Origin of the sequence: Streptomyces aurantiogriseus, assembly GCF_014649375.1 — a bacterium.
GTDB lineage: Bacteria > Actinomycetota > Actinomycetes > Streptomycetales > Streptomycetaceae > Streptomyces > Streptomyces aurantiogriseus.
Genome location: NZ_BMSX01000014.1, coordinates 67,198 through 92,595 on the forward strand (window position 1 = coordinate 67,198; position 25,398 = coordinate 92,595).

Annotated in this window: 26 protein-coding genes; 15 read left to right on the forward strand and 11 right to left on the reverse strand. The window is 72.6% G+C overall.

What is annotated here, in order from left to right:
• Positions 1 to 214: 214 nt before the first annotated feature.
• Positions 215 to 1,138: a helix-turn-helix domain-containing protein gene (locus tag IE263_RS27410; protein WP_189940474.1), complete on the reverse strand. Its 924-nt coding sequence runs from the start codon at positions 1,136 to 1,138 to the stop codon at positions 215 to 217.
• A gap of 63 nt (positions 1,139 to 1,201) precedes the next feature.
• On the opposite strand from IE263_RS27410, the gene IE263_RS27415 reads away from it, so the two are divergent.
• The gene (locus IE263_RS27415; RefSeq protein ID WP_189940475.1) at positions 1,202 to 2,020 is read left to right on the forward strand and encodes a phytanoyl-CoA dioxygenase family protein; all 819 of its coding nucleotides are present in this window, start codon (positions 1,202 to 1,204) and stop codon (positions 2,018 to 2,020) included.
• A gap of 139 nt (positions 2,021 to 2,159) precedes the next feature.
• On the opposite strand, the gene IE263_RS27420 is transcribed toward IE263_RS27415, so the two are convergent.
• Entirely contained in the window at positions 2,160 to 3,128 is a 969-nt protein-coding gene (locus IE263_RS27420) for an aldo/keto reductase (protein WP_189940476.1), read from the reverse strand.
• 68 nt (positions 3,129 to 3,196) lie between these two features.
• Complete coding sequence (locus tag IE263_RS27425; RefSeq protein WP_229911190.1) at positions 3,197 to 4,552, reverse strand: ankyrin repeat domain-containing protein; 1,356 nt, start codon at positions 4,550 to 4,552, stop codon at positions 3,197 to 3,199.
• A 465-nt stretch (positions 4,553 to 5,017) separates the two neighbouring features.
• On the opposite strand from IE263_RS27425, the gene IE263_RS27430 reads away from it, so the two are divergent.
• The 5 genes from IE263_RS27430 (at position 5,018) to IE263_RS27450 (ending at position 11,236) form a co-directional block, all read left to right on the forward strand.
• Positions 5,018 to 7,762 carry a helix-turn-helix transcriptional regulator gene (locus IE263_RS27430; RefSeq protein ID WP_229911191.1) on the forward strand — a complete coding sequence of 915 codons (2,745 nt, stop codon included), beginning with the start codon at positions 5,018 to 5,020 and terminating at the stop codon, positions 7,760 to 7,762.
• 97 nt (positions 7,763 to 7,859) lie between these two features.
• On the forward strand, positions 7,860 to 8,684 hold the full coding sequence (locus IE263_RS27435) for an alpha/beta fold hydrolase (protein ID WP_189940479.1): 825 nt from the start codon (positions 7,860 to 7,862) through the stop codon (positions 8,682 to 8,684).
• 53 nt (positions 8,685 to 8,737) lie between these two features.
• The gene (locus IE263_RS27440; RefSeq protein WP_189940480.1) at positions 8,738 to 9,559 is read left to right on the forward strand and encodes an alpha/beta fold hydrolase; all 822 of its coding nucleotides are present in this window, start codon (positions 8,738 to 8,740) and stop codon (positions 9,557 to 9,559) included.
• Positions 9,560 to 9,586: 27 nt separating this feature from the next.
• Complete coding sequence (locus IE263_RS27445) at positions 9,587 to 10,384, forward strand: alpha/beta hydrolase (RefSeq protein ID WP_189940481.1); 798 nt, start codon at positions 9,587 to 9,589, stop codon at positions 10,382 to 10,384.
• Between the two features lie 60 nt (positions 10,385 to 10,444).
• Positions 10,445 to 11,236, forward strand: coding sequence for an MBL fold metallo-hydrolase (locus tag IE263_RS27450; protein WP_189940482.1), 792 nt, complete (start codon positions 10,445 to 10,447; stop codon positions 11,234 to 11,236).
• A 15-nt stretch (positions 11,237 to 11,251) separates the two neighbouring features.
• On the opposite strand, the gene IE263_RS27455 is transcribed toward IE263_RS27450, so the two are convergent.
• Entirely contained in the window at positions 11,252 to 11,767 is a 516-nt protein-coding gene (locus tag IE263_RS27455) for a flavoprotein (protein ID WP_189940483.1), read from the reverse strand.
• Positions 11,768 to 12,031: 264 nt separating this feature from the next.
• Here IE263_RS27455 and IE263_RS27460 point away from each other — a divergent pair, with 264 nt between their 5' ends.
• The 3 genes from IE263_RS27460 to IE263_RS27470 all read left to right on the forward strand — a co-directional run bounded on the left by IE263_RS27460 (position 12,032) and on the right by IE263_RS27470 (position 14,916).
• A complete protein-coding gene (locus IE263_RS27460; protein WP_189940484.1) occupies positions 12,032 to 13,237 on the forward strand; it encodes an acyltransferase family protein in 1,206 nt (401 codons plus the stop codon).
• 347 nt (positions 13,238 to 13,584) lie between these two features.
• Entirely contained in the window at positions 13,585 to 14,208 is a 624-nt protein-coding gene (locus IE263_RS27465) for a LysE family transporter (protein ID WP_189940485.1), read from the forward strand.
• A 258-nt stretch (positions 14,209 to 14,466) separates the two neighbouring features.
• Positions 14,467 to 14,916: a nitroreductase family deazaflavin-dependent oxidoreductase gene (locus IE263_RS27470; RefSeq protein WP_189940486.1), complete on the forward strand. Its 450-nt coding sequence runs from the start codon at positions 14,467 to 14,469 to the stop codon at positions 14,914 to 14,916.
• A gap of 108 nt (positions 14,917 to 15,024) precedes the next feature.
• On the opposite strand, the gene IE263_RS27475 is transcribed toward IE263_RS27470, so the two are convergent.
• The gene (locus IE263_RS27475; RefSeq protein ID WP_189940487.1) at positions 15,025 to 16,053 is read right to left on the reverse strand and encodes a cation diffusion facilitator family transporter; all 1,029 of its coding nucleotides are present in this window, start codon (positions 16,051 to 16,053) and stop codon (positions 15,025 to 15,027) included.
• Positions 16,054 to 16,154: 101 nt separating this feature from the next.
• On the opposite strand from IE263_RS27475, the gene IE263_RS27480 reads away from it, so the two are divergent.
• Both IE263_RS27480 and IE263_RS27485 read left to right on the forward strand, forming a co-directional pair.
• On the forward strand, positions 16,155 to 17,174 hold the full coding sequence (locus IE263_RS27480) for a glutathione S-transferase family protein (protein ID WP_189940488.1): 1,020 nt from the start codon (positions 16,155 to 16,157) through the stop codon (positions 17,172 to 17,174).
• A gap of 32 nt (positions 17,175 to 17,206) precedes the next feature.
• Positions 17,207 to 17,503 (forward strand): DUF4235 domain-containing protein, encoded by a 297-nt coding sequence (locus IE263_RS27485; protein WP_189940489.1) that lies wholly within the window; start codon positions 17,207 to 17,209, stop codon positions 17,501 to 17,503.
• 96 nt (positions 17,504 to 17,599) lie between these two features.
• Here IE263_RS27485 and IE263_RS27490 read toward each other — a convergent pair whose 3' ends face one another.
• From IE263_RS27490 to IE263_RS27500, 3 genes are all read right to left on the reverse strand, one after another.
• The gene (locus IE263_RS27490; protein WP_189940490.1) at positions 17,600 to 18,079 is read right to left on the reverse strand and encodes a hypothetical protein; all 480 of its coding nucleotides are present in this window, start codon (positions 18,077 to 18,079) and stop codon (positions 17,600 to 17,602) included.
• A gap of 118 nt (positions 18,080 to 18,197) precedes the next feature.
• A complete protein-coding gene (locus tag IE263_RS27495; RefSeq protein ID WP_189940491.1) occupies positions 18,198 to 18,590 on the reverse strand; it encodes a VOC family protein in 393 nt (130 codons plus the stop codon).
• A 68-nt stretch (positions 18,591 to 18,658) separates the two neighbouring features.
• Positions 18,659 to 19,123 carry a pyridoxamine 5'-phosphate oxidase family protein gene (locus IE263_RS27500; RefSeq protein WP_189940492.1) on the reverse strand — a complete coding sequence of 155 codons (465 nt, stop codon included), beginning with the start codon at positions 19,121 to 19,123 and terminating at the stop codon, positions 18,659 to 18,661.
• A gap of 141 nt (positions 19,124 to 19,264) precedes the next feature.
• On the opposite strand from IE263_RS27500, the gene IE263_RS27505 reads away from it, so the two are divergent.
• Both IE263_RS27505 and IE263_RS27510 read left to right on the forward strand, forming a co-directional pair.
• Positions 19,265 to 19,627, forward strand: coding sequence for a DUF1304 domain-containing protein (locus IE263_RS27505; RefSeq protein ID WP_189940493.1), 363 nt, complete (start codon positions 19,265 to 19,267; stop codon positions 19,625 to 19,627).
• Positions 19,624 to 20,187: a TetR/AcrR family transcriptional regulator gene (locus IE263_RS27510; RefSeq protein ID WP_189940494.1), complete on the forward strand. Its 564-nt coding sequence runs from the start codon at positions 19,624 to 19,626 to the stop codon at positions 20,185 to 20,187. The genes IE263_RS27505 and IE263_RS27510 overlap by 4 nt, the downstream gene beginning before the upstream one ends.
• Before the next feature lie 4 nt (positions 20,188 to 20,191).
• On the opposite strand, the gene IE263_RS27515 is transcribed toward IE263_RS27510, so the two are convergent.
• Positions 20,192 to 21,046 carry a hypothetical protein gene (locus IE263_RS27515; RefSeq protein ID WP_189940495.1) on the reverse strand — a complete coding sequence of 285 codons (855 nt, stop codon included), beginning with the start codon at positions 21,044 to 21,046 and terminating at the stop codon, positions 20,192 to 20,194.
• A 163-nt stretch (positions 21,047 to 21,209) separates the two neighbouring features.
• Here IE263_RS27515 and IE263_RS27520 point away from each other — a divergent pair, with 163 nt between their 5' ends.
• Positions 21,210 to 22,160 (forward strand): NADP-dependent oxidoreductase, encoded by a 951-nt coding sequence (locus IE263_RS27520; protein ID WP_189940496.1) that lies wholly within the window; start codon positions 21,210 to 21,212, stop codon positions 22,158 to 22,160.
• A 22-nt stretch (positions 22,161 to 22,182) separates the two neighbouring features.
• On the opposite strand, the gene IE263_RS27525 is transcribed toward IE263_RS27520, so the two are convergent.
• Both IE263_RS27525 and IE263_RS27530 read right to left on the reverse strand, forming a co-directional pair.
• Positions 22,183 to 23,289, reverse strand: coding sequence for an NAD(P)-dependent alcohol dehydrogenase (locus IE263_RS27525; RefSeq protein ID WP_189940497.1), 1,107 nt, complete (start codon positions 23,287 to 23,289; stop codon positions 22,183 to 22,185).
• 25 nt (positions 23,290 to 23,314) lie between these two features.
• Positions 23,315 to 24,769, reverse strand: a complete 1,455-nt coding sequence (locus tag IE263_RS27530) for an aldehyde dehydrogenase family protein (protein WP_189940498.1) — start codon at positions 24,767 to 24,769, stop codon at positions 23,315 to 23,317.
• Positions 24,770 to 24,873: 104 nt separating this feature from the next.
• On the opposite strand from IE263_RS27530, the gene IE263_RS27535 reads away from it, so the two are divergent.
• Positions 24,874 to 25,311 carry a MarR family winged helix-turn-helix transcriptional regulator gene (locus IE263_RS27535; RefSeq protein ID WP_189940499.1) on the forward strand — a complete coding sequence of 146 codons (438 nt, stop codon included), beginning with the start codon at positions 24,874 to 24,876 and terminating at the stop codon, positions 25,309 to 25,311.
• Positions 25,312 to 25,398: the final 87 nt, after the last annotated feature.

Sequence of the window (25,398 nt, forward strand, 5' to 3'; positions counted from 1 at the left end):
AGCTCTTTTGGAGCAAGGGGGGTATGGACGGGAGATGCCTCGCGCGCACAGCGGGGAAAAGTATTGTCCGTGCGCCGACACGGCACACCTTCGCACAGCCGGACCAGGAGGAACAAGTGATCTCACGGTTTCGTGCTTTGCGTACCTGGGCTGACTTTGACGGAGTGTCAATCCGGGATCGCCATTCTGGGCGGTCCCTGTATCGGTGTCCCTTTCAGGGCGTCATTGTGCCGTGCATTCCGTCCCGGTACGCGCCGGGCGGCATCCCGTAGCGGGCGCGGAACACCCGGGTGAAGTGGAAGGGGCTGGCGAACCCGGAGGCGGCGGCGACCCGTTCCACGGAGAGCCCGGTGCCCTCCAGCAGCCGGGCCGCGTGCCGCAGTCGCGCCTCGCGCAGGGCGCGCATCGGCGACTGGCCGACCTGCTCGGTGAACAGGTGGGCGAAGCGGGAGGCCGACAGCGCGACCTCACCGGCGAGTGAGCGGACGGTGTGCGGGGCGCCGGGGTCGGCGGCGATCAGTTCCTGGGCCCGGCGGACGCGGTCGTCCACACCGGACTCGGACGTGGGCGGGCGTGCGGAGGCGGTGGTGAGCAGTACGGCCTCCTCCAGTGCGCCCAGGGCGAGTTCGCGGGCGGCGGTGCCGTGCGCCACGGCGATCTCGTGGTCCGCGTGCGCGGTGACGGCCGGTTGTCCGAGGCCGGCCCAGCGGGCGTCGGCGCGCATCCGGCGGAAGGCCGCCTCGACCCGCTCGTGCAGTGCGGGCGGCACGGGGGCGACGACGTACACGCCGTCGCCGGTGTCGTACGGGCGCAGCCACGGTGTCCAGGTCGGGCGGGCCTGGCAGTGGGCCCACCAGAACCGCCAGTGCCGGGCGGCGGGTTCGGTCGTGTAGCGGTGCGGGACGCCCGGGGCGAGCACGACCAGGTCGCCGGGGTCCGCCCGGACCTCGGTGGCGCCCTGGCGCAGCCGGCCCTGCCCGCCCGTCGTCCAGGTGAACAGCCAACTGTCCGAACCCAGCGGGCGGTTGGCGCCGTAGCCCGGGCCCTGGTCGAAGTGGCCGACCACCACCAGGCCGGGCGGCGGGGACGGATCCCCGGGCGTGGCAGTCACAGGCAGGTCGTCAGCACGCACGGGCATCCTCCCGGACCTCGAATCCACCTAGCGTGACGAGCCGAGGACCTCGGACCGAGGAGGGCACACATGACAGTCACGGGCATCGGCGCCGCCGGAGCTCCCATCCTGACGGAGACGGGGCTGCGGCAGTACCGGCAGGACGGCTTCACCGTCGTCCGCGGCCTGTTCGGATACGACGAAGTGGACCGGCTGCGCGCCGAGTTCGCGGCGCTCCACGCGGCCGGGCAGCCGGTGCCCGGGCACTTCGAGCCGCGGCCCGGCACGGACCCGCTGGACGCCTACCCGAGGGTGATGCAGCCGCACGAGTTCAACCTGCTCGCCCGGCGGACGCTGCTGGACGCGCGGCTGCGGGAGGTCCTGGAGACGCTGCTGGGCGAGGAGGTGCTGGCCGCGCAGAGCATGTTCTACTTCAAGCCGCCCGGTGCCCGGGGGCAGGCGCTGCACCAGGACAACTTCTATCTGCGGGTCGAGCCGGGCACCTGTGTGGCGGCGTGGCTGGCCTGCGACGAGATCGACCGGGACAACGGAGGCCTGGAGGTGGTCCCCGGCACCCACCGGATGGAGCTGTTCTGCCCGGAGGAGGCGGACGCGGAGGTGTCGTTCGCGCGGGAGTATGTGCCGCCGCCGCCCGGCCTGGCGGCCGTGCCGGTCGACATGGCGCCGGGCGACGTGCTGTTCTTCAACGGCAGTGTGGTGCACGGCTCGCAGCCGAACCGCTCCGCTCGGTTTCGGCGGTCGTTCATCGGCCACTACGTGGGCCGCTCCACGGCGCGGATCGGTTCGTACTACCGCACGCTGTCGATGAGCGGGGCGCGGGTGGCTCTGCCGGAGAGCGAGGGGGGTGGTCCCTGCGGCACGGAGTTCGTGCCGCAAGGACCGCATTGAGCTCCGCCGGAGAGGCCGTGTTACGGGTGCGGGTCCACGGTGGCCGGTCGCTCCCCCACTCTCGGCTTCGCTCGAGCGGGGGACCCCCATCGCGGCGGAGCCGCACATCGATACAGCCCCGCGCCTCTCTGGGGCGCCTTCAGTGGCCCGCGATCGGGTGTGGGGCGTACGGCTGCTCCAGTTCCTCCAGCTCCTTCTCGTTCAGGGTCAGTTCCACCGCTGCCACCGCGTCCTCGAGGTGATGCGGCTTGGACGCGCCGACGATCGGGGCCGTCACCGTGTCCTGGTGGAGCAGCCAGGCCAGCGCTACTTGGGCGCGGGGGACGCCTCGGTCGTTCGCGATGCGGGTGACCGCCTCGACGATGGTGCGGTCCCCCTCCTGGTAGAGGCGGCTGCCGAAGTCGTCCTGGGTGCTGCGGTCGGTGGCGGTTCCCCAGTCGCGGGTGAGACGGCCGCGGGCCAGAGGGCTCCAGGGCAGGACGCCGACACCCTGGTCGGCGCAGAGGGGCAGCATCTCGCGCTCCTCCTCGCGGTAGAGGAGGTTGTAGTGGTTCTGCATGGAGACGAACCTGGTCCAGCCGTGCCGCTCGGCGGTGTACTGCATCTTGGAGAACTGCCAGGCGTACATCGAACTGGCCCCGATGTAGCGGACCTTGCCCGCCTTCACCAGGTCGTGCAGCGCCTCCATCGTCTCCTCGACCGGGGTGTGGGGGTCGAAACGGTGGATCTGGTAGAGGTCGACGTAGTCGGTGCCGAGGCGGCCGAGGCTGTGGTCGATCTCGGTGAAGATCGCCTTGCGGGACAGTCCCCCGCCGTTGGGGCCGGTGCGCATCCGGCCGTGCACCTTCGTCGCGAGCACGATCTCGTCGCGGCGGGCGAAGTCGCGCAGCACCTTGCCGACGATCTCCTCGCTGGTGCCGTCGGAGTAGACGTTCGCGGTGTCGAAGAAGTTGATGCCGGCGTCCAGCGCCTGACGGATCAGCGGACGGGACGCCTCCTCGTCCAGGGTCCACTCGTGCACGCCCCGGTCGGGGAGGCCGTAGGTCATGCAGCCCAGACAGATCCGCGACACGTCCAGACCGGTCGAGCCGAGCTTCACGTACTGCATCGTCGCTGCTCCTGACGTCGGTGTGGGGTACCGAGGGTGGTTCGCAGGATAGCCCTCGCCTCCCACCGTCACTCGGACGTCGCGTCCTCCTGCCGCCACCTCCATCGCGCGATCCCGTCCACCCGGTGGTCGTGGGCGAAGGCGTCGGCGTCGAGCGGGCCCACCCGCTCGACGGCCTCGGCGGTGCGCGGATCGTCGCGCCGGACCAGACCGTAGGCGGCCTCCAGGCGGACCTGTTGCTCGTCGTCGCCGGACAGCGCCGCCAGGGCGTCGGCGACGGCGGGCGCGGGGTCACGGGAGCGGGCCAGTTCCGCCGCGGCGTCCCAGCGCACCTCGGCATCCGGGTCCTCGACCAGCAGGACCAGCGTCCGGGTGATCTCCGGGAGGAGTTCCTCGTCCCGGTCGCCCGCCGCGCACGCCGTGACCCGTACTCCGGCGTCCGGATCGCCGATGAGCGTGCGCAGCGCGGCCCGGCCTGCCGGCGTGAGGGGGGTGTCCTGCGAGGTGAGCAGGTAGGGCACTTCGCGCCGTACCCGGGGGTCGGGGTGGCCCGCATGACGGAGGGCGACGGCCTCCTGGGCGGGGTGCTCGTAGTGGGCGAAGGCGTCGAGGAGCTTCGTGAGCAGCTCGCCGTCCGCCTCCTCGGCCGTCCAGGTGGCCAGGAGTTCGCTCTCCTTCTTCTCGTAGTAGCTGTGGCCGCTCCACACGAACAGCCGCATCCGGAGGTAGTCCGCCACGAACCGGCGGTGTACGGGGTCGGGGTGGTGGCGGTGAGCCACGACGGCCGACCAGGTCTCGTAGCTCCGGCGCTCGACGAGGGTCCAGGAGGCCGCCGACCAGTCGACATGGTCCTCGTCGGCGTGCCGGACGGCGCGGGCGATCAGCTCGTCGACGGGCGTGAGGATGCGGAAGGCCCACTCCAGCGAGGTCAGGATGGCCGCGTGCCCGTCCCTCACGACGAGCCCGCCGAGCGAGACCTGGTCGACGTGATCGATCTCGTTGTCCTGGACCCGGACCGTCGTGGCGGGGCCCGGCGCGCCCGTCCTGCGCCGCAACTCCTCGGCCGCGCCGGTCTCGTACCAGCTCCGGGCCAGGGCGAGCAGCCGTTGGCGGGCGCTTTCCGGGAGCCGCAGCCGGGGCTCGCGGCCCAGCACCGCGCCGAAGACCGCCGGGGAACCGCCGTCGATGGCACGCCACAGCGGAGTGGTCCCGTCCGGCAGCACCCGGTCGGGGTCGGCTCCACCCTCCACCAGCGTCTCGGCGACCGGCTTGTCGTACGCCGCCACCGCCCGGCACAGCACCGGCAGCCCGTCCGCGTCCAGGGTGTCCGGGGCCGCGCCCCTCTCCAACAGGGCCTGCACCTCCTCCGCGTCCCCCTCCCGGACCGCCGACACCAGCCGACCGTCGAGTCCCCCCTCGGCCACGCACCGCCCCCTCCCGTGATCCACACCTGCCCGAGAGCCTACGGCGCCGCAGTCGCCGGCGTTGCTGCCCTTGACCGCGCAGAAGTCGAGCCCGACGCACCGCATCCAGGCGGGTGACCACCACGGACGCCCGCTGCGTCGATCCGCTGACCGGGCGCTCCCCCTCGAGGACCAGGAGCATGTACGCCCTCGACCGTGCCCTCGACGACCTGCAGCCGGGACGCCTCGCGACTGTCGTCGTGCGGGTAGCGGTGAAGAACACCTGCTCCGCGGTGGTGCCGAAGCCGGGCGCCATGGGATGCCGCGGAGGAAGGCCCTGCACACCGGGGCCATGCCCGCGGGCCCTACGGTCGTGTGCGGGTGACCGTTCGTGCCCCGCCGGTCGCCCTGGGTTGATTGAATGGGACCGCTTCACGGAATATGCCGATGGCCTTCACAACTGGGCCACTCTCGAAGGGCGTTGGCGTGATCCTCAGAGGGCGGGTCCGGGAACGGGAGCGGCTCGACGGTCTGGTCGCCGCGCTGCGCGAGGGCCTCAGCGGTGCGGTCCTGCTGCGCGGTGACGCCGGGATCGGCAAGACGGCCCTCCTCGACCACGCGGTCGCGCAGGCCGCCGATCTGCGGGTGCTGCGGGTCGCGGGGGTGGACGCGGAGTCCGGTTTCCCGTTCGCCGCGCTGCACCGGCTGCTCGTACCGCTCCTGGACGGTCTGAAGGAACCCGGTGTGCTGCCCCCGCCGCAGCACGCGGCGCTGCGGGTCGCCTGCGGACTGACCGACGGCCCGCCCGCCGACCGCTTCCTGGTGGGTCTCGCCACGCTCACGCTGCTGGCGGAGACCGCGAAACGGCGACCCGTGCTGGTGTGCGTCGACGACGTCCAGTGGGTCGACGAGGAGTCGCTGGGCGCGCTCGCGTTCGTGGCGCGCCGGGTGCACGCGGAGGGCGTCGGACTGCTGTTCGCGGCGCGCTCCGGCTTCGAGGTGCCGGCGGGGATCGCCGTGACCGATGTGGCCGGGCTCGAGGAGACGTTCGCGCTGGAGCTGCTGCGGGAGGCGGTCGCGGGGCCGCTCGACGCGCGCGTGGCGGCGCGGATCGTGGCGGCGACGGCCGGGAACCCCCTGGCGCTGGCCGACCTCGGACAGGAGCTGACGGCCGAACAGTTGTCGGGCGGCCTCGCGCTGCCCGAACCGCTGCCGCTGGGCAGCCGTCTGGAGGCGCACTACCTCCAGCGGGTCCGCGAGCTGCCCACGGCCACACAGGAGTGGCTGCTCCTCGCCGCCACCGAGCCCGGTGGCGACCTCGGCTATATCACGCGCGCGGGGCGGCTGCTCGGCTTCGGCCCCGAGGTGTCGGCCGCGGCCGAGCACGCACGGCTCGTGGTGCTGCGCGCCCACGCCGTCTTCCGGCACCCGCTGGTGCGCTCCGCGGTGTACGGCGGCGCGACCAGCGTCGAACGCAGGCGGGCGCACGGGGTGCTGGCCCGGGTCACCGACCGTCCCGCCGACACCGACCGGCGGGCCTGGCACCGGGCGGCGGCCGCGCTGGGCCCGGACGCGCGGGTCGCCGAGGAGGTGGAGCGGGCGGCCGACCAGGCGGGGGCGCGGGGTGGTTACGCGGGCCGGGCGACGTTCCTGACGCGCGCGGCGGAGCTGACGCCCGTGGGCGAGGTGCGGGCCGGACGGCTGCTGGCGGCGGCGGAGGCGGCCTTCACCGCCGGGGCGCCGCTGCAGGCCAGAACGCTGTTGGACACCGTCGACACCGACCTGCTCGACGGCGTCGGCCGGGGCCGGGCCCTGCTCCTGCGGTCCGGGACGCTGAACGGCCTGGGCGAGCCCGACTCCCACGCCGACGCCGCGGCGCTGTGCCTGGCAGCCGCGGCCGCCTCGGCGCAGCAGTCCCCGGAGTTCGCTCGTGAGGCGCTGCTGCGTGCCACCCAGTGGGCCCTGCTCGCACGGCACCGGGCCCCGCACCGCACGGTCGCGGAGATCGCCAAGGCGGTCCTGGTCCGTTCCCCCGTGGCCGGCCCGCCCACCTCGGTCGACCGCCTGCTGCACGGCTTCGCCGTCCTCGCCTCCGACGGCTATGAGCAGGCCGTCCCCCACCTGCGCGAGGCTCTCCACGCGCTGCTGGACCCGCAGACCACCGACGACGAGTTCCTGCGGGGCTATCAGGTCGGCGTCTGGTTCACCACCACCCTCTGGGACCACGAGGCGCGCACCGCCCTGCTCCGGCGTGCCGATGGCATCGCCCGTCGGACCGGCTCCCTCTGGCACCTCAACGTGATCCTTTTCTCCGCCGCCATGGCCGAGACCACCCTCGGTGCCCTGGCCGCCGCCGACACCCTCGTGGCGGAGGACCAGCAGATCCGTGCGGCGATGGGCGCGACGAGCACGCAATGGGACATGTACCGGCACCCGGAGCTGCTCGCCTGGCACGGGGACGACGATGCCGGTGCCGTGCTGCGCCGTGCCATGGAGGCGGCCACGGTCCTCGGCAACGGCGCGATGGAGTCCATCGCCCGGATCGGCATGGTGATCGTGGCGCTGGGGCGCGGCGACTACGCCGAGGCCCGCCCTCTCGCCCACGAGGTGATCGAGCAGGACGTACTCGGCGTGGACTCCCGGGTACTCCCCTGTCTGATCGAGGCGGCCGTCCGCTGCGGCGACCGGGTCCTGGCCGCCGCCGCTCTGCGGACCCTGGAGTCCCGGGCGACGGCGACCGGCACCCCGTGGGCACGGGGCCTCCTGGCCCGCTCGCAGGCCCTCCTCGCTCCGGCGAGCGACGCCGAGCCGCTGTACCGCCGGGCGCTGGAGCTGCTGTCCGGGACACCGACCCGCTCGGACCTCGCCGTCGCCCACCTTCTCTACGGTGAGTGGCTGCGCCGCCGCAAGCGCCGACGGGACGCCCGTGAGCAGCTGCGTACGGCGGTGGCGCTGTTCGACGCGATGGGCGCCGCCGGGTTCGCGGCCCGGGGCGCCCGGGAGCTGGCCGCGACCGGCGAGCACCCCCGCCGCGCGACGGCCGGCCCCCCGAACGCGCTGACCCCGCAGGAACTCGCCATCGCCCGCCTCGCCAAAGGCGGCGCGACCAACGCCGAGATAGCGGCCCAGCTGTTCATCAGCGCGAGCACCGTCGACTACCACCTCCGCAAGGTCTTCCGGAAGCTCGACGTGACCTCCCGGCGGCAGTTGGCGCGCTCTCCCGAGCTCTGAACCCGGGTCACGACTACGCGCCGCACGGGATACGGGCGGTCCGCCCCCGGACGAGGATCGGCCCATCGGACCACGTCCCGCAGACGGGAGCACCACCATGCCGTACGTCACCACGGCCGACGGCGCCGAGATCTTCTACAAGGACTGGGGCACCGGCCGCCCTGTCGTCCTCAGTCACGGCTGGCCGCTGAACTCCGACAGCTGGGAGGCCCAGCAGCTCTTCCTCGCCTCGAACGGCTACCGCGCGATCGCCCACGACCGGCGTGGCCACGGCCGCTCGACGCAGACCTGGCACGGCAACGAGATGAACACCTACGCCGACGACCTGGCCACTCTGATCGAGACGCTGGACCTGCGCGACCTGACCCTGGTCGGGTTCTCGACGGGCGGCGGTGAGGTCGCCCGCTACGTCGGCCGGCACGGTACCGCGCGGGTCGCGCAGGTCGTGCTCGTCTCCGCTGTGCCGCCGTTCATGCTCCGGACCGACGACAACCCGGGTGGGGTGCCCGGCGAGGTGTTCGACGCGATCCGTGCCGGTTCGCTGGCGGACCGGTCGCAGTTGTACCGGGACCTCGCCGACGGGCCGTTCTTCGGGCACAACCGGCCGGGGGCGGGCGTCTCGCAGGGCGTCCGGGACGCCTTCTGGCGGCAGGGGCTGCAGGCCGGGCACCGGGGCGCCTACGAGTGCGTCGCCGCGTTCTCCGCCACCGACTTCCGCGCCGACCTGGACGCGATCGACGTGCCCACGCTGGTGGTGCACGGCGACGACGACCAGGTCGTGCCGTTCGAGGTGGGCGGTCAGGCGTCGGCGGCCCGGATCAAGAACGCGACGCTGAAGGTCTATCCGGGTGCCCCGCACGGCATCACGGACACCCACAAGGAGCAGCTCGGCGCGGATCTCCTGGAGTTCCTCAACTCATGAATGAAGCTCTCTTCCTGACGTCTCATCAACGAAACTGAAAGGAATTCCCTCCGATGGAAGCCACCTCCCGTCGCCGTGTCCTCGGCGGCATGCTCGCGGCCGGCGCGGTCACCCTCGGCGCGACCGGCCCGGCGTCCGCCACCGGCGGCAAGGGCGCCAGACCGACCGTCGTGCTCGTGCACGGCGTCTTCGCCGACGCCTCCGGCTGGAGCGCCGTCACCGCCTCCCTGCTGGACGCCGGCTACGAGGTGATCGCCCCGGCCAACCCGCTGCGGGACTTGGCGGGCGACTCGGCCTACGTCGGCAGCGTCGTCGACTCCGTCCCCGGGCCGGTCATCCTCGTCGGCCACTCCTACGGCGGCGAGGTCATCACCAACGCCGCCCGCGGGCGCGCGAACGTCAAGGCGCTGGTGTACGCGGCCGCCTTCGCGCCCGACCAGGGAGAGACCGCGCTGCACCTGGCCGAGAAGTTCCCCGGCAGCCAGTTGCCGGGCGCGCTCATCGCCCGCGACTACCCCGTGCCCGACGGGAGCCCGGACCCCGGGCAGGACGGATACATCGACCCGGCGAAGTTCCACGACGTGTTCGCCCAGGACCTGCCCAGGTCCACGACGAGGATCATGGCGACCGCCCAACGCCCCGGCAGCTTCGGCGGACTGGGGAGCCCGAGCGGCGTCCCGGCCTGGAAGAGCCTGCCGTCCTGGTATGTCGTCGCGACCGCCGACCGGGTCATCCCGCCCGCCGTCCAGCGCTTCATGGCCCGCCGGGCCGGCAGCCACACGGTCGAGGTCAGGGGAGCCTCGCACGTGGTGATGATGTCGCACCCGGGCGCCGTGGTCCGGCAGATACGGGCCGCCGACCGCGCGACCCGCTGACCCCTCGCGCTCCGGAAAGGAGCAGTCATGAGCACTCCGGACACCATCGTCCTGATCCACGGCTTCTGGGTGACACCCCGGAGCTGGGAACACTGGATCGCCCACTACGAGAAGCGCGGCTTCCGCGTGCTGGCGCCCGCGTACCCCGGCTTCGAGGTGGAGGTCGAGTCGCTCAACGCCGACCCGACGCCCGTCGAACAGGTCACCGTCCCGCAGATCGTCGAGAGCCTGGAGTCCCTGGTCCGCGGCCTGGAGAAGCCGCCGGTGCTCATCGGGCACTCCGCGGGAGGCGTGTTCGTCCAGTTGCTGCTCGACCGCGGGCACGGCGCGGCGGGCGTGGCGATCAACTCGGCGCCCACCGAGGGCGTCGCCGTCCTCCCGCTGACCCAGGTCAAGGCGGCCTTCCCGGTCCTGAAGAACCCCGCCAACCGGCACCGCGCCGTCGGCCTGAACTTCGACCAGTGGCACTACGCCTTCACCAACACCTTCCCGCTGGACGAGTCGAAGGCGCTGTACGAGCGGTACGCGATCCCCGCCTCCGGGAGCATCTTCTTCGACAGCGCCCTGGCCACCCTGCGCCCCGGCCACCAGAGCACGTACGTCGACTACCACAACGACGATCGGGCGCCGCTGCTGTTCGTCGCGGGCGAGAAGGACCATCTGATGCCGCCCAAGGTGCAGCAGTCCAACGCCAGGCACTATAAGTCGAACACCGTGACCGAGATCAGGGAGTTCCCGGGCCGGCCCCATCTGCTGCCGGCGGCGCCCGGCTGGGAGGAAGTCGCCGACTACGCCCTGGACTGGGCGCTGGCGCAGGCGAAGTAGGCCGTACGTCCGGGGGCGGGCGCGCGCCCGCCCCCGGAACCTGCCGGAAGGGATCCCCGCATGACCGAGGTCCGTGTCACCCATGTCGGGGGCCCGACCACCCTGATCGAGGCGGCCGGATGGCGGCTGCTGACCGACCCGACCTTCGACCCGCCCGGCCGCCGCTACGCCTTCGGCTGGGGCACCTCGTCCCGCAAGACGGCCGGGCCGGCCCTCGGCAGCGACCAACTGGGCCCCGTCGACGCTGTGTTGCTCACCCACGACCACCACGCCGACAACCTCGACACGGCCGGGCGGGCCCTGCTGCCGTCGGCGGGGATCGTGCTGACGACTGTGTCCGGGGCCGGCCGGCTCGGCGGCAACGCACGGGGGCTCGCGCCGTGGGCGACGTGGCGTCTGGAGTCCCCCGGCCGCCCGGCGATCGAGGTCACCGCCACCCCCGCCCGCCATGGCCCCCCGCTGTCGAAGCCGCTGGTCGGTGACGTGACCGGGTTCGCGCTGCGCTGGGCGGGCCAGCGGCACGGCGTCCTGTGGATCTCCGGGGACACCGTCCTGTACGCCGGTGTCCGCGAGGTGGCCCGCCGCCTCGCCGTGGGCACGGCCCTGCTGCACCTGGGCGGAGTGGGTTTCCCGATCACCGGTCCCGTCCGCTACACGCTGACGGCGTCCCGGGCGGTGGAACTGTGCCGGATCCTGCGCCCGCACACCGTGCTGCCGGTGCACTACGAGGGCTGGTCGCATTTCCGGGAGGGCCGCCGCACGGTCGAGGCCCGGCTGGCGAAGGCACCCGACGGCCTCCGCGACCGTTTCCGGTGGCCGGCTCCCGGCACGGCCACCGAGGTCACCGTCTGACTCACTCGATCCGGCTCACTCGACGAGGTCCAGCGCCCGCTCCCACGCGAACTCCTCCCCCTCCGCGCCGGCGTACGGATATCCGAACCGCACGCCCATCCCGCGCAGCCGTATCAGGCTGTCGTTGTAGGCGGGGTGCGCGGCCAGGGCGTCGGACACGCAGGGCAGGACGGCGATGGGGACGCCGAGACCGGACACCTCGCACAGGGTGCCCAGGGCGAGGGTGTCGGCGATACCGGCCGCCCACTTGTTGATGGTGTTGAAGGTGGCCGGGGCGACGACGACCGCGTCGGGTTCCGGGAAGGGCCGCGGGTCGCCCGGGCGCCGCCAGGCGGAGCGGATCGGGCGGCCGGTCTGGGCCTCGACGGCGGCGGTGTCGAAGAAGCCGTTCATGGCGAGGGGTGTGGCGATGACACCGACATGCCACTCCCGCTCCTGGGCGGCGGTGATCAGTTTGCCGACGTCCGCCGCGATGCCGGCGGCGCAGACGACGACGTAGAGGAAGGGCGGCTTCTCGTCCTGTTCGGTCACGCGGGAACCCTACTCAGAAGGGGGCTCGGTTCGGGCCTCCGCGCCTCAGGGATGCGGAGCCTCCGTTTCCGTTTTGCGCCGTTGAACACAGAAAAGGAACGGCACGTCAGGAAGGGTATGGAATCTCCACTCCCCGTCCGGCCGCCGCTGGAGCGGCCGGCCGAAGCGCCGCCCCGGTCCTCCGCAGCCGACGTGTCGGCCCGCCCGCCCCGATCACCCACGACCGATGCCTCGGCCCGCCCGCCCCGATTACCCGCGTCCGGCATGCCGGCAGGACCGCCCGGACCGTCGCGGCTGGGCTGGCTGGACGCGTTACGCGGCATCGCGGCGCTCGTCGTGGTGTTCGACCACTCGTCGTACGCCTTCATGGCGGAGTTACGGCGGGAGCTGATGCCGCAGTTCAACACCAGCCGGTTCGGCATCATGGTGTTCTTCCTGGTCAGCGGCTACATCATCCCCGCGTCGCTCGAGCGCCGGGGCCGCGTCCGGACGTTCTGGATCGGACGACTCTTCCGGATGTACCCGCTGTGGGCGGCTGTCGTCGCCGCCGTCCTCGCCCTCGACCTGGTGGGCGTCGCGGAACTCCGCGCCGACTTCGGCGGGCAGAGCGCCGCCACGGTGGCCGCCGCCCATGTCACCTTGCTCCAGGAGCTGTTGGGGACGCCCAATCTCCTTCTCGTCCTGTGGACACTCTCCTACGAGATGGCCTTCTATCTGCTGGTCGTCGCTCTGTTCACGGTCCGCCTCCACCAGCGGTCGGCCGGGGTTGCCGTCGTCCTGGCCGTGTGCGCCGCCGTGAGCGGGACGGTGGGAGGCACCGTGCCGGCCTCCGCCCTCTCCGGTGCGATCGGCACCGCCCGGCTCATCGCGCTCGCCTCGGTCGTCATGGTGGTCGCCATCTGCTGTGCGAGCGCCAGGTCACCCGCGCTGCGCGTGTGCGGAGGACTGCTGGGCGGGGCGCTGGCGCTCGTCCTGGCTCTCAACGGCACGGTTCCCGTGTGGGAGAGCCTGGTCGTCCTCGCCGTGATGTTCCTCGGCACCGCCGTCCACCGCGCCGAGCGCGGTCAGAGCACCTGGCGGTGTGTGGGCTGGGCGACCGCCGTGGTGCTCGCCTGCGCCGTCGGCAGTGCGTACGGGCACGGCGACGGGCCGCAGTTCACCCGGCGCGGCTGGATCGTGGCGTTCCTGCTGGCCGTGCTCACCTTCGGTGCCGGACTGGCGTTGCGCCACCGGCGGACACCGCGCTGGCTGACCGGACTGGGAACGATCAGCTACTCGGTCTATCTCGTGCACCCGGTGCTGCTGGCGGTGACCGACGGCACGATCGGCCGGTGGCGACAGGACCGCCTCGATCTCGAACTGGCGTTCTTCGCCGTGCTGCTGCCGCTGTGCGCGCTGACCTACCGATGCATCGAGGCACCGAGCCAGACCTGGGGCCGGAAGCTGGCACGGCGCATGGAGCCGCCGTGACGGGCGGGCCGCGCGCGGGCCTCGTGACCGTGGCGGTTCCGGCCCCCTGACTGCACCGACCGGGCAGGCCCGTGCGGCCTCCCGGCCGGGCAGCAGGGGAACGAGCTGAAGCCGTCGTCGCCCCGGCGCTGGGGCCGGAACCGGCCACTGCGGCACGTGGGTGGGAAGGCGGCAGACGCCTCAGGTCGCGGCACCGCCCGTGAAAACCGGTTGCCGCCGGCCGCACCCCACCCCCAGGATCTGGCCATGCCTGCCCTCGTCGCCTTCCCGTCGCCGCTGTCCGCCGTCGCTCGTCCGGCGCGCCGACAGCAGCCCGGCCGTCCCCGAAGGCCCGATCCCGCGCGCCCGTGACGGCCGCGCTGGTCGCCGGCCTGGTCGCGGGATACGGCATCGCCGTACCCGTCGGCGCGGTCGGGACCTACCTCGTCTCCCTCACCGCCCGTACGTCCCTGCGCACCGGGGTGTGCGCCGCGCTCGGCGTCGCCACCGCAGACGGGCTCTACGCCCTCCTCGCCACGGCGGGGGGCTCCGCCGTCGCCGCCGCACTGCGTCCGGTGCTGGTACCGCTGCGCTGGGCCTCGGCGTTCGTGCTGCTGGGGCTGGCGGCCTGGGGCGCGGTCGCGGCCGTACGCCGGTACCGCGCCCACCGGCTCACCACCCGGTCCGCGCCTCCCCCACCGAGCCCGGCCCGGGCCTACCTGAGCCTGCTCGGCATCACCCTCCTCAACCCGACCACCGTGGTCTACTTCGCCGCGCTGGTCCTCGGCACCGGCACCGCGGACGCCGTACGCCCCCTGGAACAGGGCGTGTTCGTACTGGCGGCCTTCGTCGCGTCCGCGAGCTGGCAGGTGCTGCTGGCCGGGGGCGGCGCGCTGCTGGGCCGGGCGCTGACCGGGCATCGGGGGCGGCTGGTGACGGCGCTCGTGTCGAGCGGGGTGATGACGGTGCTGGCGGTGCGGATGGTGGTGTAGCCCGGTAGGGGCGGCCGGTGGTGGCCGCGAGCTCCCGGTGGTGGGCGGCCGCGTCGGCCCGGGCGGAGCGGTGCCGGATCCAGGGGGTCGCGACACGCCCGTGCCCGGCCTCCGGCCCGCTCAGCCTCGCCTGGGGTGTCATGGCGCACCGGTGCGGTGCGGATGAAACCCGCGGGTACCGGTGTTGAAACACGGTGCCAGTCGGACGACACCGTGCCGATGACCTGACGAGAAGACCTGACGAAGGGGACGGATGCCATGCCTCTCGAGGGCGAGTACGAACCCAGCCCGACCCAGTGGGTGCGCGAGCAGGTGGAGCTGTACGAGAGCTCCGGTGGGACGAAGGGGACGACCCTGCTGGACACGGGGCTGCCCGTGGTCCTGCTGACGACGCGGGGTGCGAAGAGTGGGAAGATCCGCAAGACGCCGCTGATGCGGGTGGAGCACGAGGGGCGGTACGCCGTGGTCGCCTCCCTGGGCGGAGCGCCCAAGCACCCGGTCTGGTACCACAACCTCACAGCCGACCCCCGGGCGGAGCTCCAGGACGGGCCGGAGAAGCAGGACATGACGGCCCGTGAGGTCACCGGCGCGGAGAAGGCCGAGTGGTGGGAGCGTGCCGTCGCCGCGTATCCGCCGTACGCCGACTACCAGAAGAAGACCGACCGGGAGATTCCCGTCTTCGTGCTGGAGCCGACGGACGGTCACTGACCTGCGGAAAGAGGCTCCCCCGCGACCGCGTGAGGGTCCTCGCCGAAAAACTCGTAGAAAAATCTGCCCGCAACGCGCATGTTCGGATGCGTGCCGGGCACCCGAAGGTCAGGCCCCGCCGCGTTCCCCCGTCGCGGCGGGGCTTTCTTGTGCCTCGCGGGCGGGTCGGTCCGTCACGTCGAGGAAGATCTGGTCCGCCTCGCGGACGGCGCCGGCGATGGAGCGCTTGATGCGGACGGCGACCTCCTCGACCCGCTCGCTGTCCAGGCCCGGTACGAGGTCGACGCGGGCCGCGACGAGGGCCGAGTCGATGCCGGTCTTCATCGTGAACAGCGCCTCCACGCTGTCGATCTCCGGCTGGGCCGCCAGGATCGCGTGGATACGGCTGCCGGTCTCGGCGTCGGCGGCCTCACCGATCAGCTGGTCGCGGGCCTCGCGGCCGAGGCCGTAGGCGACGTAGACGAGCAGGGCGCCGATCGCGAGCGAGGCGCACGCCTCCCACACGACCTGGCCGGTGAGCATGTGCAGGCCCATGCCGGTGGCGGCCAGGGTGACGCCGAGCACCGCGGTGCCGTCCTCGGCGACGACCGTGCGCAGGGCCGGGTCGCGCAGGCCGGCGGTGCCGCCCTGCCGGCGCACCTGGTGCAGGGCCCGGATCAGTGAGGCCCCTTCGGCAAGGAAAGCGACGCCGAGGACGATGAGGCCCGCCACGTATCCGCTGAACCTCTCCTCGCCACCGGACCGGAGGGCCTCGACGCCCTGCAAGAAGGAGAAGCAGCCGCCCATGACGAAGATGCCGACGGCCGCGAGGAGCGACCAGAAGAAGCGTTCCTTGCCGTAGCCGAAGGGATGGCGCCGGTCGGCCGGGCGGCGGCTGCGGCGCAGGGCGGCGAGGAGGAAGACCTCGTTGAGGCTGTCGGCGACGGAGTGGGCCGCCTCCGAGAGCAGGGCGGGTGAGGCCGCGAGCAGGCCGCCGGCCGCCTTGGCGACGGCGATGACCAGGTTGGCCGCGAGGGCCACCAGCACGGTGACGCGTGTCCTGCGGTCCGCCGCCCGTTCGGCCTGTTTCCCCGCATTCGCTGTTGCTTTCCCTTCTGTGGTCCGTCGCGTGCTGCGTTCCGAGGATGTACCGGTCACTTCCGCCGACTGCCCCGGCCCGTCCGCCTCACACCGTGCCGTCGGCGGAAAACGGGGAACGCGTTGAGCAGGGCACGCACGCACCACGAGCGGGAGGAACCATGAGCGGCGGGGGCGACGGCAACCGCGACTACGGGCACAAGGCGTTCATGCGCTCCAAGAGCCACTTCACCGACCGGATCACCGCGGACGGCCGGGACGGCTGGCCGGTGGAGGCCGGCCGTTACCGCCTGGTGGTCAGCCGTGCCTGCCCGTGGGCGAGCCGGGCGGTGATCTCCCGGCGGCTGCTGGGCCTGGAGGACGCACTGTCGATGGCGATCGCCGATCCGATCCAGGACGACCGCAGCTGGCGCTTCACCCTCGACCCCGAGGGCCGCGACCCCGTCCTCGGCATCCGCTTTCTCGCCGAGGCCTACGAAAGGCGGGAGACCGGCAGTCCGGGCGGGGTGAGCGTGCCGGCGGTCGTCGACGTGCCCAGCGGGCGGCTCGTCACCAACGACTACCAGCGGATCACCCTCGACCTCGCCACCGAGTGGTCCGACCTGCACCGGCCCGGGGCGCCCGACCTCTACCCGCGGGCACGGCGCGACGAGATCGACGCGGTGATGGCCGAGGTGTACGAGGACGTCAACAACGGGGTGTACCGGGCGGGTTTCGCCAACGGGCAGGACGAGTACGAGGAGGCCTGCGCCGGTGTCTTCCGGCGGCTGGAGCTGCTGGCGTCCCGGCTGGCCGGGCAGCGTTACCTCGTCGGCGACACGATCACCGAGGCGGACATCCGGCTGTTCACCACACTGGTGCGGTTCGACGCCGTGTATCACGGCCACTTCAAGTGCAATCGCTGGAAGTTGACGGAGAATCAGGTCCTGTGGGCGTACGTCCGGGACCTCTTCCAGACGCCCGGCTTCGGTGACACCGTCGACTTCGACCACATCAAGCGGCACTACTACCAGGTGCACACCGGTATCAACCCGACCCGGATCGTCCCCCTCGGCCCCGACCTGTCCGGCTGGCTGACCCCGCACCACCGGGAGGAGCTCGGCGGACGCCCGTTCGGCGACGGGACGCCGCCGGGCCCGGTGCACAACGGCGAGGAGGTGCCGGCGCGGGGCCGACCCTGACCCATCCCCCTGGTACGCACAAGGAGGCGCACGTGGGCAAGAAACAGAAACTCCCCCTCGTCTACAAGCCGGTCGGCTTCATGTTCGGCTGGGCGAGCGGAGCGCTGGCGGGCATGGCCTTCCGCAAGGTCTGGAAGGCGATACGGCACGAGGACGACGCACCCGACGCCCTCGACCGGGACCGCGGCTGGGGGGAGGTCCTGCTGGCCGCGGCGATCCAGGGCGCGATCTTCGCCGCCGTACGCAGCGCGGCGGACCGCACGGGGGCGAAGGCCATCGAACGGTCCACGGGGGTGTGGCCGGCCAAGGAGAAGGGGGGTCGGGACTGAGGTGCCGGCCGGGCCGGTCTCGGCCGGCACCGACGGGCAACCGGTGACGTTCCGGGCCCCGCCGTCCCGGGAAGGGGGCGGCGGGGCCCGGACCCGTCACCCGGGGAAGTCCACCCAGTTGAGGCAGACCGTGGAGGACTTCGCCTCGTTCGTCACCCCGTTGACGGTGAACCGCACGGTGCCGCCGTAGGGGCCGCCGGTGGCTCCGGCTCCCCAGTCGTAGCAGTCGGGGACGGCCGCAGTGGGTCCGTAGCAGGCCCGCTGGGTACCGGTGCTCAGCGTCATCTGCTCGCAGGAGGCGTCGCCGAAATCGCTGGCGATGGCGCCGGAGACGGTGACGGCTCTGCCGGAATGGTTGTTCACAACCAGGACGACCTGGGCACGGCCCAGTTCGCTGACGACGAGACAGCCTTGGAAGTTCACCCCGCCGACCGCGCTGTGCGCCACGCTCTTCTCGCAGCTGGTGACCTTGCCGACCGACTGCCACTGGGGCGCGGCCACGGCAGCGCCGGAGCCCAGGATCACACTGCCGAGCACGGCAGCTCCCGCCGAGATTGTCTTCACTGTGCGACGCATGGCGCCCCCCTCTGTGATGCCGATCACGAGATTCGAACACTAGATCAATTCAGAGGGGGGCGCGCCCGGGTTTTCGGACAACGGGCGGGGCGGAGCCGTGAGCGGGCGAGGGTGCCCTTCAGCCCTGCTTCGGGGCCGTGGACGGCACCCGGCGCAGGGTGAAGGAGTGGCCGGCCGGGTCGGCGTAGCCGCGTTCCTCGTACGGGCCGGGGGCGCCCTTGGCGTCCAGGGGACGGCCACCCAGGCCCACGACCTTGCGCTCCGCCTCGTCCAAGTCCTCGACGAGGAAGTCGAGATGGGCCTGGAGGGAGTTCTCGGGGCGGGGCCAGCTGGGCGGGGTCGCGTTGACGTCGCGGCGGAAGGCCAGCCGGGTTCCGCCGGCGCCCTCGACCTCCACGCGGTTGGCGGTGACGTCGGTCTCCCGGGCGTCCAGCAGCCCCTTGTAGAACTCGGCGAGCTTCTCGGGCTCGGCGCAGTCGAGCACCACGACGCCCGCTTTCACCAGTGCCATGTCTCCTCCGCAGGTCCTTGGCCGGGGACGGACCGGCACCGCCCCCGAACCTTGCGGATACCCCGGTTTCAGCCGCCCACCAGCCATTCCCCGTCCCGCATCAGCTCCCGCCCGACCAGTTCGTCGGCTTCGCGCCAGGCCTGGATCCGGCGGGGCAGGACGCGGAAGTACAGGTAGGGCGCGGCCAGTTCGCGCGGGTCGAAGCCGGTCTTGCCCGCGAAGATCTCGGCGTCCTCCTCCGGCAGGTCGGCGGGCTCCACGGCCGCGGCGGTGCCCTCGACGAGCACGACGTCCCGGGTGGGGCCGATGCCGAGGCGGACGACGCCGGTGTTCAGCAGGTTCCGGCCGGTGGGGCTGGTGGCCGGGGTGGCGAACAGGAAGGTGGCGCCGTCCCACACGAAGGAGAGCGGGACCAGGTACGGGGCTCCGCCGTCCGGGGCGGCCGTGGCGACCCAGGCGTCGACGTCGTGTTCCAGCCGGTGCAGGGTGTCGCGCTTGCGCTGCTCTGCGGGGCGTGCGGGTGCTGAGGTCATGTCTCCAGTGTGGCCGCCGACAGCCGTGCGCGGGGGGAGCTCGGTGATCAACGGCGGGAACGATTGGTCGATCACCCGGGGGAGACGTCTTGGACACCTGTCCAGCTATAGTGGACACCTGTCCAAGAAGTGAGGGAGACCATGGAAGCCGTCGCGAACGTGTTGGTGGCGCTGATCGCCGCGCTGCACCTCTACATCCTGGTGCTGGAGATGTTCCTCTGGCAGAAGAAGCCGGGGCGGTCGTTCCACGGCTTCGACGCCGAGATGGCGCGGGCGACCGCCGCGATGGCCGCCAACCAGGGGCTGTACAACGGGTTCCTCGCCGCGGGCCTGGTGTGGGGGCTGATCGCCGCCGATCCGACCGGCTTCCGCGTCCAGGTCTTCTTCCTGTCCTGCGTGATCGTCGCGGGCGTCTACGGCGCGGTCACGGCGAACCGCCGCATCCTGGTCGCGCAGGCCCTGCCCGGCGCCCTCGCCCTGGCCGCCGTCCTCGTCGCCCAGTGAACCGCGGCGCGCCGGAGGACCCGCGGGCAGCCCGGACGCGCGCGAGGCTGCGGGCAGCCCTGCTGGAGGAGTGCGCCGAGCGGCCGCTGGAGGAGGTCGGCGTGGCCGCGCTGGTGCGGCGGGCGGGCGTGGGCCGGGCCACCTTCTACGTCCACTACGCGGACCTGGAGGCCCTCGCGGTCGACGCCTGCGCGGACGTCGTACGCGAGGCCGTGGAGGCGCTGCACGCCTGGCAGGGGCGGCCCGATCCGGTGCGCGCGCCGGCCGCGCTCGCGGAGTTCTTCGCCTCGCTGACCCCGCACGCGGCGCTGTACCGCACGCTGCTCGCACCCGGTGGCGGCGGTCCGCTCGGCCGGGTGCTGCACCGGGACCTGCGGGCGTACAGCTCGCGGGAACGCGAGCGGGCGGGGGCGGCGGACGCGCCGCTGGTCGCCTCCGCCGTCGCCGCCACCTTCGCCGGGGTGCTGGCGGACTGGCTGCACGGCATGCTCGACGCCACGCCCGCCGAGATCGCCGACCAGGTATGGCAGTTGCTGGTCGCGCTGCACGCGAGCCGCTGAGCACTCACATGCAGCCCACGCCGTCCTTCGCCGAGGGCCAGGCCTCGACGCCGTCGGGCGTGCGGACGTACGCCGTCGCGCGGTCGTCCGTCAGCCACAACTGCCAGTCCTGGTAGCGGTATCCGGTGTCGTGCGCGTCGGCGGGCATCCGGACGTCGCCGTCGTACGGGGCGTTCAGCATGCCGGGTTCGAGGACATCGTCGGGGTCGCGGACGTACGTCCTGGCGTCCGCGCCCCGGCCCAGTGCCAGGAAGCGCGCCTTCTGCCAGCCGCAGTGTTCCGCGCCGACGGACGTGTGGATCCGCGCGACCGGCTGCCGCTCGCCGTGCTCGTCCGTCCAGACCTCGTACCACGAGGAGTTCGTGAACTCCGCCGGAAGTTCGGCCGGGTCGCAGGAGGCGTTGGTCTCCGGGCCCCAGCCGGGCCGGTCCTTCTGGTCCCGGGCGACCACGACCGCCACCTTCGTCCGGCCGCCGACGTCGAAGGAGTACAACACCCGGTCCGCGTCCTTGTGCTCCACGCGGTAGCCGGACCGGGGCACTTCGGGCTCGAACATGTCGAAGTAGAGCCTCAGTCCCTCCTCCGGTGTGTCACCGCCGTCGCGCCTGCTCCATCCGTCGGGCCCTTCGCCCGCGTACATCTCGCCGTCACACTCCAGCGCCCGGCCCGCCGCGCCGGACCGGAGGCGCAGCGCCTGCGGCGTGTCCTCGTCCAGGGCCTTGGTGGGGATGTCCAGGGGGCCGCCGTACGGCGTCGCCGGGGGTGTTCCCTCGACCACGACGTCCCGCCCGCTCCCGTCGCCGCACGCCACCCCCGTCACGGCCGCCAGCACCGTCACCGCCACGAGCCCTCTGCGCATTCCCGCCCCTGTTCCACCGGCTGTCCCTGCGCTTCTGCGACGCGGGAGCGGTCCGGAACGTTCAGTGGGCCGCCCGAGGGGCCGGCAGCACCTCGTGACGGCCGCCCACCACGCCGAGGATGCGGCTTCTGCTGCGGTGCGGACCCTGGCAGGCTGTGGCCTCATGAGCACTGAGCGCACGATGCGCGTCATCAGACAGGACGAACTCGGCGGTCCCGAGGTTCTGCGGGAAGTACAGGTGGAGCGGCCCAAGCCGCGGCCCAACGAGGTACTGGTGCGGGTGCGCGCCGCCGGAGTGAACCCCACCGACTGGAAGCACCGCGCGTCGGGCGGCTTCCTGGGCAAACCGCCCTTCGTGCTGGGCTGGGACGTCTCCGGCACGGTCGAGGAGGTGGGCATCGGTGTCGCCGCCTTCCGGCCCGGGGACGACGTCTTCGGCATGCTCCCCTACCCGCACGGCCACGGCTCCCACGCCGAGTACGTCATCGCCCCGGTCCGCGCCCTGTGGCACAAGCCGGCCTCGATCGACCATGTGCAGGCGGCCGCGCTGCCGCTGGTCTCGCTGACCGCCCTGCAGGCGCTGGGAGAGGTCGCCGACCTGCGGGCCGGGCAGCGGATCCTGATCCACGCGGCGGCCGGCGGTGTCGGGCATGTGGCCGTGCAGATCGCCAAGGAGCGCGGCGCGCACGTGATCGGCACGGCGAGCGCCGCCAAGCACGACTTCCTGCGGGAGCTGGGCGCCGACGAGGTGATCGACTACCGGGAGACGGACTTCACCGAGGCCGTGAAGGACGTCGACGTGGTGCTGGACACCATCGGCGGGAGCACGTCGACGGGCTCCCTGCGCGTCCTGCGGCCGGGCGGCATCGTGGTGTCGATCCTGCCGGTCGGCTCGCGGAAGTTCTTCGACGAGGCCGAGGCGCTCGGCGTCCGCGCGGTGCGCATGCTCGTCGACGCCGACCGGGCCGGGATGCGGACGATCGCCGAGCTGGTCGAGGCGGGCACGCTGCGCGCCACGATCGCCGGGACGTTCCCGCTGGCCGATGCCGCCGAGGCACACAGGCTCGGCGACACCGGCCGGACCACCGGGAAGCTGGTCCTGACCGTCGACTGACGGTCGCTGACGGTCCGTCGGCTCAGAACGTGAGTACGGGCTTGATGGTCTTGCCCGCGGTCATGTCCCGCACCGCCTGGTCGATGTCCTCGAACGCGTAGGTGCCGATCAGGCGGTGCAGCGGGAGCCGTCCTTCCTTGACCAGCCGGACGAGGGCCGGGATGAAGGTCTGCGTCTCGCTGTCGCCGAGGGTGAGGCCGACGACCTGCTTGCCGCCGAGCAACCCGTTGACGTCCAGGGCGACTTCGCTGCCGAAGGGCGGGGCTCCTACGACGACGAGGGTGCCGCGGGCGGCGAGCGCGTCGACGCCCTGGCGCAGGACACCGACGTTGCCGGTCGTCTCGACGATGCCGTCGGCGCCCTGGCCGCCGGTGATCTCGGCGATCGCCTCACCGAGGACGGCGGAACCCGCGTCCACGGTGTGCGTGGCGCCCAGCTCCTTGGCCAGTTCCAGGCGTTCGGCGACACGGTCGACGGCGACGATCGTGGTGGCCGGGGTGAGCGCGGCCGCCATGACCGCCGAGAGGCCGACGGCTCCGGCGCCGAGGACGACGACCGTGCTGCCGGTCACCGGCTTCAGCACGTTCCAGACGGCACCCACCCCGGTCTGCACACCGCAGCCCAGCGGGGCGATCGAGGCCAGCGGTACGTCCGGGTCGACCTTGACGAGGCTGCGCTCGTCCACCAGCGCCCGCTCGGCGAAGGAGGACTGGCCGAAGAAGTGGCCGCCGAGGGACTCGCCGTCCCGGCTGAGGGTGCTGGTGCCGTCGGCGCGGCGACCGCCGATGAGGTTCAGCGGCAGCCAGGTGGAGCAGTAGGCCGGGTGGCCGCCGTGGCAGTTGCGGCACTCGCCGCAGGAGGTGAAGGACAGCACGACGTGGTCGCCGGGGGCCACGCCGGTGACGGCCGAACCGACCGCCTCCACGACTCCGGCGCCCTCGTGGCCGAGGACTCCGGGCAGCGGGAACGGCAGTCCGCCGCTCGCCACACCCAGGTCGGTGTGACACAGACCGGTCGCCACCAGGCGGACGACCGCCTCGTGCGGTCCGGGGTCGTCGAGGACGACGTCGGAGAGGGTGAAGGGCGCTCCGGCGCTCTCGACGACGGCGGCGCGTGTGGTGATGGGCATCGTACGAACTCCTGGGGTACGGCGCTCAGTCGAGCGAGACGACGACGGACTTGACCTTGGTGTAGGAGGCGAGCGCCTCGGGGCCGTACTCGCGCCCGAAGCCCGACTCCTTGACGCCGCCGAACGGGACGGCGGGGTCGAGCATCGCCCAGTCGTTGACCCAGACGATGCCGGCCTGGAGCCGGTCGGCGACCCGGTGGGCCCGGGCCAGGTTGCCGGTCTGCACACCCGAGGCCAGGCCGTACGGCGTGGAGTTGGCGAGGGCGACCGCCTCCTCCTCTGTGTCGAAGGGCTGGACGGTGAGGACCGGCCCGAAGATCTCCTCCTGGATGACGCGGGAGTCGTTGGCCAGGTCGGCGATCACGGTGGGCTGGTAGTAGTAGCCGCCGTCCAGGTCGAGGCGCTCACCGCCGCAGACGATCCGGGCGCCCTCCTTGCGGGCGATCTCGACGTACTCCTCGACCTTGCGCAGGTGCCGCTCCCCCGCCATCGGGCCGACGACGGTCTCCGGCTGGCGCGGGTCGCCGACGGGGACGCCGGGGACGGCCTCGGCGAGGATGTTGAGCAGGGTGCTGTAGACCGGGCGGGCCACCAGCAGGCGCGGTCCGCCCATGCAGAACTGGCCGGTGTTGAAGACGAAGCCCTTGATGATCGCGCCGACGGCCTTCTCCAGGTCGGCGTCCTCGAAGACGATGTGCGCGGCGTTGCCGCCGAGCTCCATGGTGACCGGCTTGAGGGACTCGCCGGCGACGCTCGCGGCGTGCCGGCCGATCGCGGTGGAGCCGGTGAAGGCGATCTTGTCGACGCCGGGGTGGCGCAGCAGTGCCTCGCCGGCGACCGGGCCGGTGCCGGTGACCACGTTGACGACGCCGTCGGGGACGCCGGCCCGCTGGAGCAGCCCGGCCATGTACAGGGCGCTGAGCGGGGTCTCGTCGGCGGGCTTGTGCACGACCGTGTTGCCGGCGGCGAGGGCCGGGGCGATCTTGGAGCCCGCCAGGATCAGCGGGAAGTTGAACGGGGTGATCGCGGCGACGACACCGAGCGGGCCGCGCTTGGTGTAGGCGTGGGCGTTCATGGGGACGTCGCGGGTGGCGCCGTCGAGGGTGTACGCCAGGGAGGCGTAGTACTCGTAGTCGTTCGCCGCGTTCGTCACGTCGACGGCGTGGGCCAGGGTGATCGGCTTGCCGACGTCCAGGCTCTCCAGCCGGGCGATCTCGTCCGCGTTCTCCCGGATCAGCTCGGCCACGCGGTACAGGACGCGCCCGCGCTCACGGCCGCTGAGGCCGGACCACTGTCCGGCGTCGAAGGCCTCGCGGGCGGCCCGCACCGCGGCGTCCACGTCGGCGGCGCCCGCCTCCGCGACGGTGGTCACGACCGCGCCCCGGGACGGGTCGACCACCTCGGTGCGCGCTCCGTCGGCGGCCTCGCGCCACTGTCCCCCGATGAAGAGCCGACCGGGGTCGATCTCGAAGGTGGTCATCGCCACTCCTCAGCTTCGTCGCCAAGATTTCAACCAACAGGATTCCTGTTGGTTCGCAGTCTCATTACAGACAGGTTTCCTGTCAATGCTCTAGGCTCGCCCTCATGGCCGGCACCCAGACAACCAAGGCACCCCCGTCCCTGCTCTACATGGTGAAGCAGGTGGAGCTCGTCGTGCGATCCCATCTGGACGAGCTGGTCAGGCCGTCCGGGATCACGGCGCTGCAGTACACGGCGCTCACCGTGCTGGAACGCCACGACGGGCTGTCGGCCGCACAGCTGGCCCGGGACTCCTTCGTCACCGCCCAGTCCATCGCCGACCTGGTGCGCTCCCTGGAGAGCCGTGGCCTGATCCGCCGCGAGCGCAATCCGCGCAACCGGCGCGAGCTGCTGATCCTGCTCACCGAGGAGGGGCGCGAGCTGCTCGCACGGCACTCGGGGCCGGTCCGGGAGCTGGAGGAACGCATGGTGCGGGACCTCACGGACCGCCAGGCCGACCAGTTCCGGCTGGCCCTGTCCAAGGCGTGGCAGGCCCTGTCGTAGAGACGCGGCCCGCGCCGCCGCACGACCTCCCTCACCCCTTCGCTCACGACGCGAAAAAACTCGGTCGAGACACGTCCTCAATTCGAA

Coding starts and splice junctions, on each gene's coding strand:
- IE263_RS27435 (WP_189940479.1), top strand. CDS start 7,860: ATGCCGTACGTCACCACGGCCGACGGCGCCGAGATCTTCTACAAGGAC.
- IE263_RS27410 (WP_189940474.1), bottom strand. CDS start 1,138: ATGCCCGTGCGTGCTGACGACCTGCCTGTGACTGCCACGCCCGGGGAT.
- IE263_RS27440 (WP_189940480.1), top strand. CDS start 8,738: ATGGAAGCCACCTCCCGTCGCCGTGTCCTCGGCGGCATGCTCGCGGCC.
- IE263_RS27470 (WP_189940486.1), top strand. CDS start 14,467: ATGCCTCTCGAGGGCGAGTACGAACCCAGCCCGACCCAGTGGGTGCGC.
- IE263_RS27505 (WP_189940493.1), top strand. CDS start 19,265: ATGGAAGCCGTCGCGAACGTGTTGGTGGCGCTGATCGCCGCGCTGCAC.
- IE263_RS27525 (WP_189940497.1), bottom strand. CDS start 23,289: ATGCCCATCACCACACGCGCCGCCGTCGTCGAGAGCGCCGGAGCGCCC.
- IE263_RS27530 (WP_189940498.1), bottom strand. CDS start 24,769: ATGACCACCTTCGAGATCGACCCCGGTCGGCTCTTCATCGGGGGACAG.
- IE263_RS27515 (WP_189940495.1), bottom strand. CDS start 21,046: ATGCGCAGAGGGCTCGTGGCGGTGACGGTGCTGGCGGCCGTGACGGGG.
- IE263_RS27450 (WP_189940482.1), top strand. CDS start 10,445: ATGACCGAGGTCCGTGTCACCCATGTCGGGGGCCCGACCACCCTGATC.
- IE263_RS27520 (WP_189940496.1), top strand. CDS start 21,210: ATGAGCACTGAGCGCACGATGCGCGTCATCAGACAGGACGAACTCGGC.
- IE263_RS27480 (WP_189940488.1), top strand. CDS start 16,155: ATGAGCGGCGGGGGCGACGGCAACCGCGACTACGGGCACAAGGCGTTC.
- IE263_RS27420 (WP_189940476.1), bottom strand. CDS start 3,128: ATGCAGTACGTGAAGCTCGGCTCGACCGGTCTGGACGTGTCGCGGATC.
- IE263_RS27535 (WP_189940499.1), top strand. CDS start 24,874: ATGGCCGGCACCCAGACAACCAAGGCACCCCCGTCCCTGCTCTACATG.
- IE263_RS27500 (WP_189940492.1), bottom strand. CDS start 19,123: ATGACCTCAGCACCCGCACGCCCCGCAGAGCAGCGCAAGCGCGACACC.
- IE263_RS27490 (WP_189940490.1), bottom strand. CDS start 18,079: ATGCGTCGCACAGTGAAGACAATCTCGGCGGGAGCTGCCGTGCTCGGC.
- IE263_RS27495 (WP_189940491.1), bottom strand. CDS start 18,590: ATGGCACTGGTGAAAGCGGGCGTCGTGGTGCTCGACTGCGCCGAGCCC.
- IE263_RS27460 (WP_189940484.1), top strand. CDS start 12,032: ATGCCGGCAGGACCGCCCGGACCGTCGCGGCTGGGCTGGCTGGACGCG.
- IE263_RS27415 (WP_189940475.1), top strand. CDS start 1,202: ATGACAGTCACGGGCATCGGCGCCGCCGGAGCTCCCATCCTGACGGAG.
- IE263_RS27445 (WP_189940481.1), top strand. CDS start 9,587: ATGAGCACTCCGGACACCATCGTCCTGATCCACGGCTTCTGGGTGACA.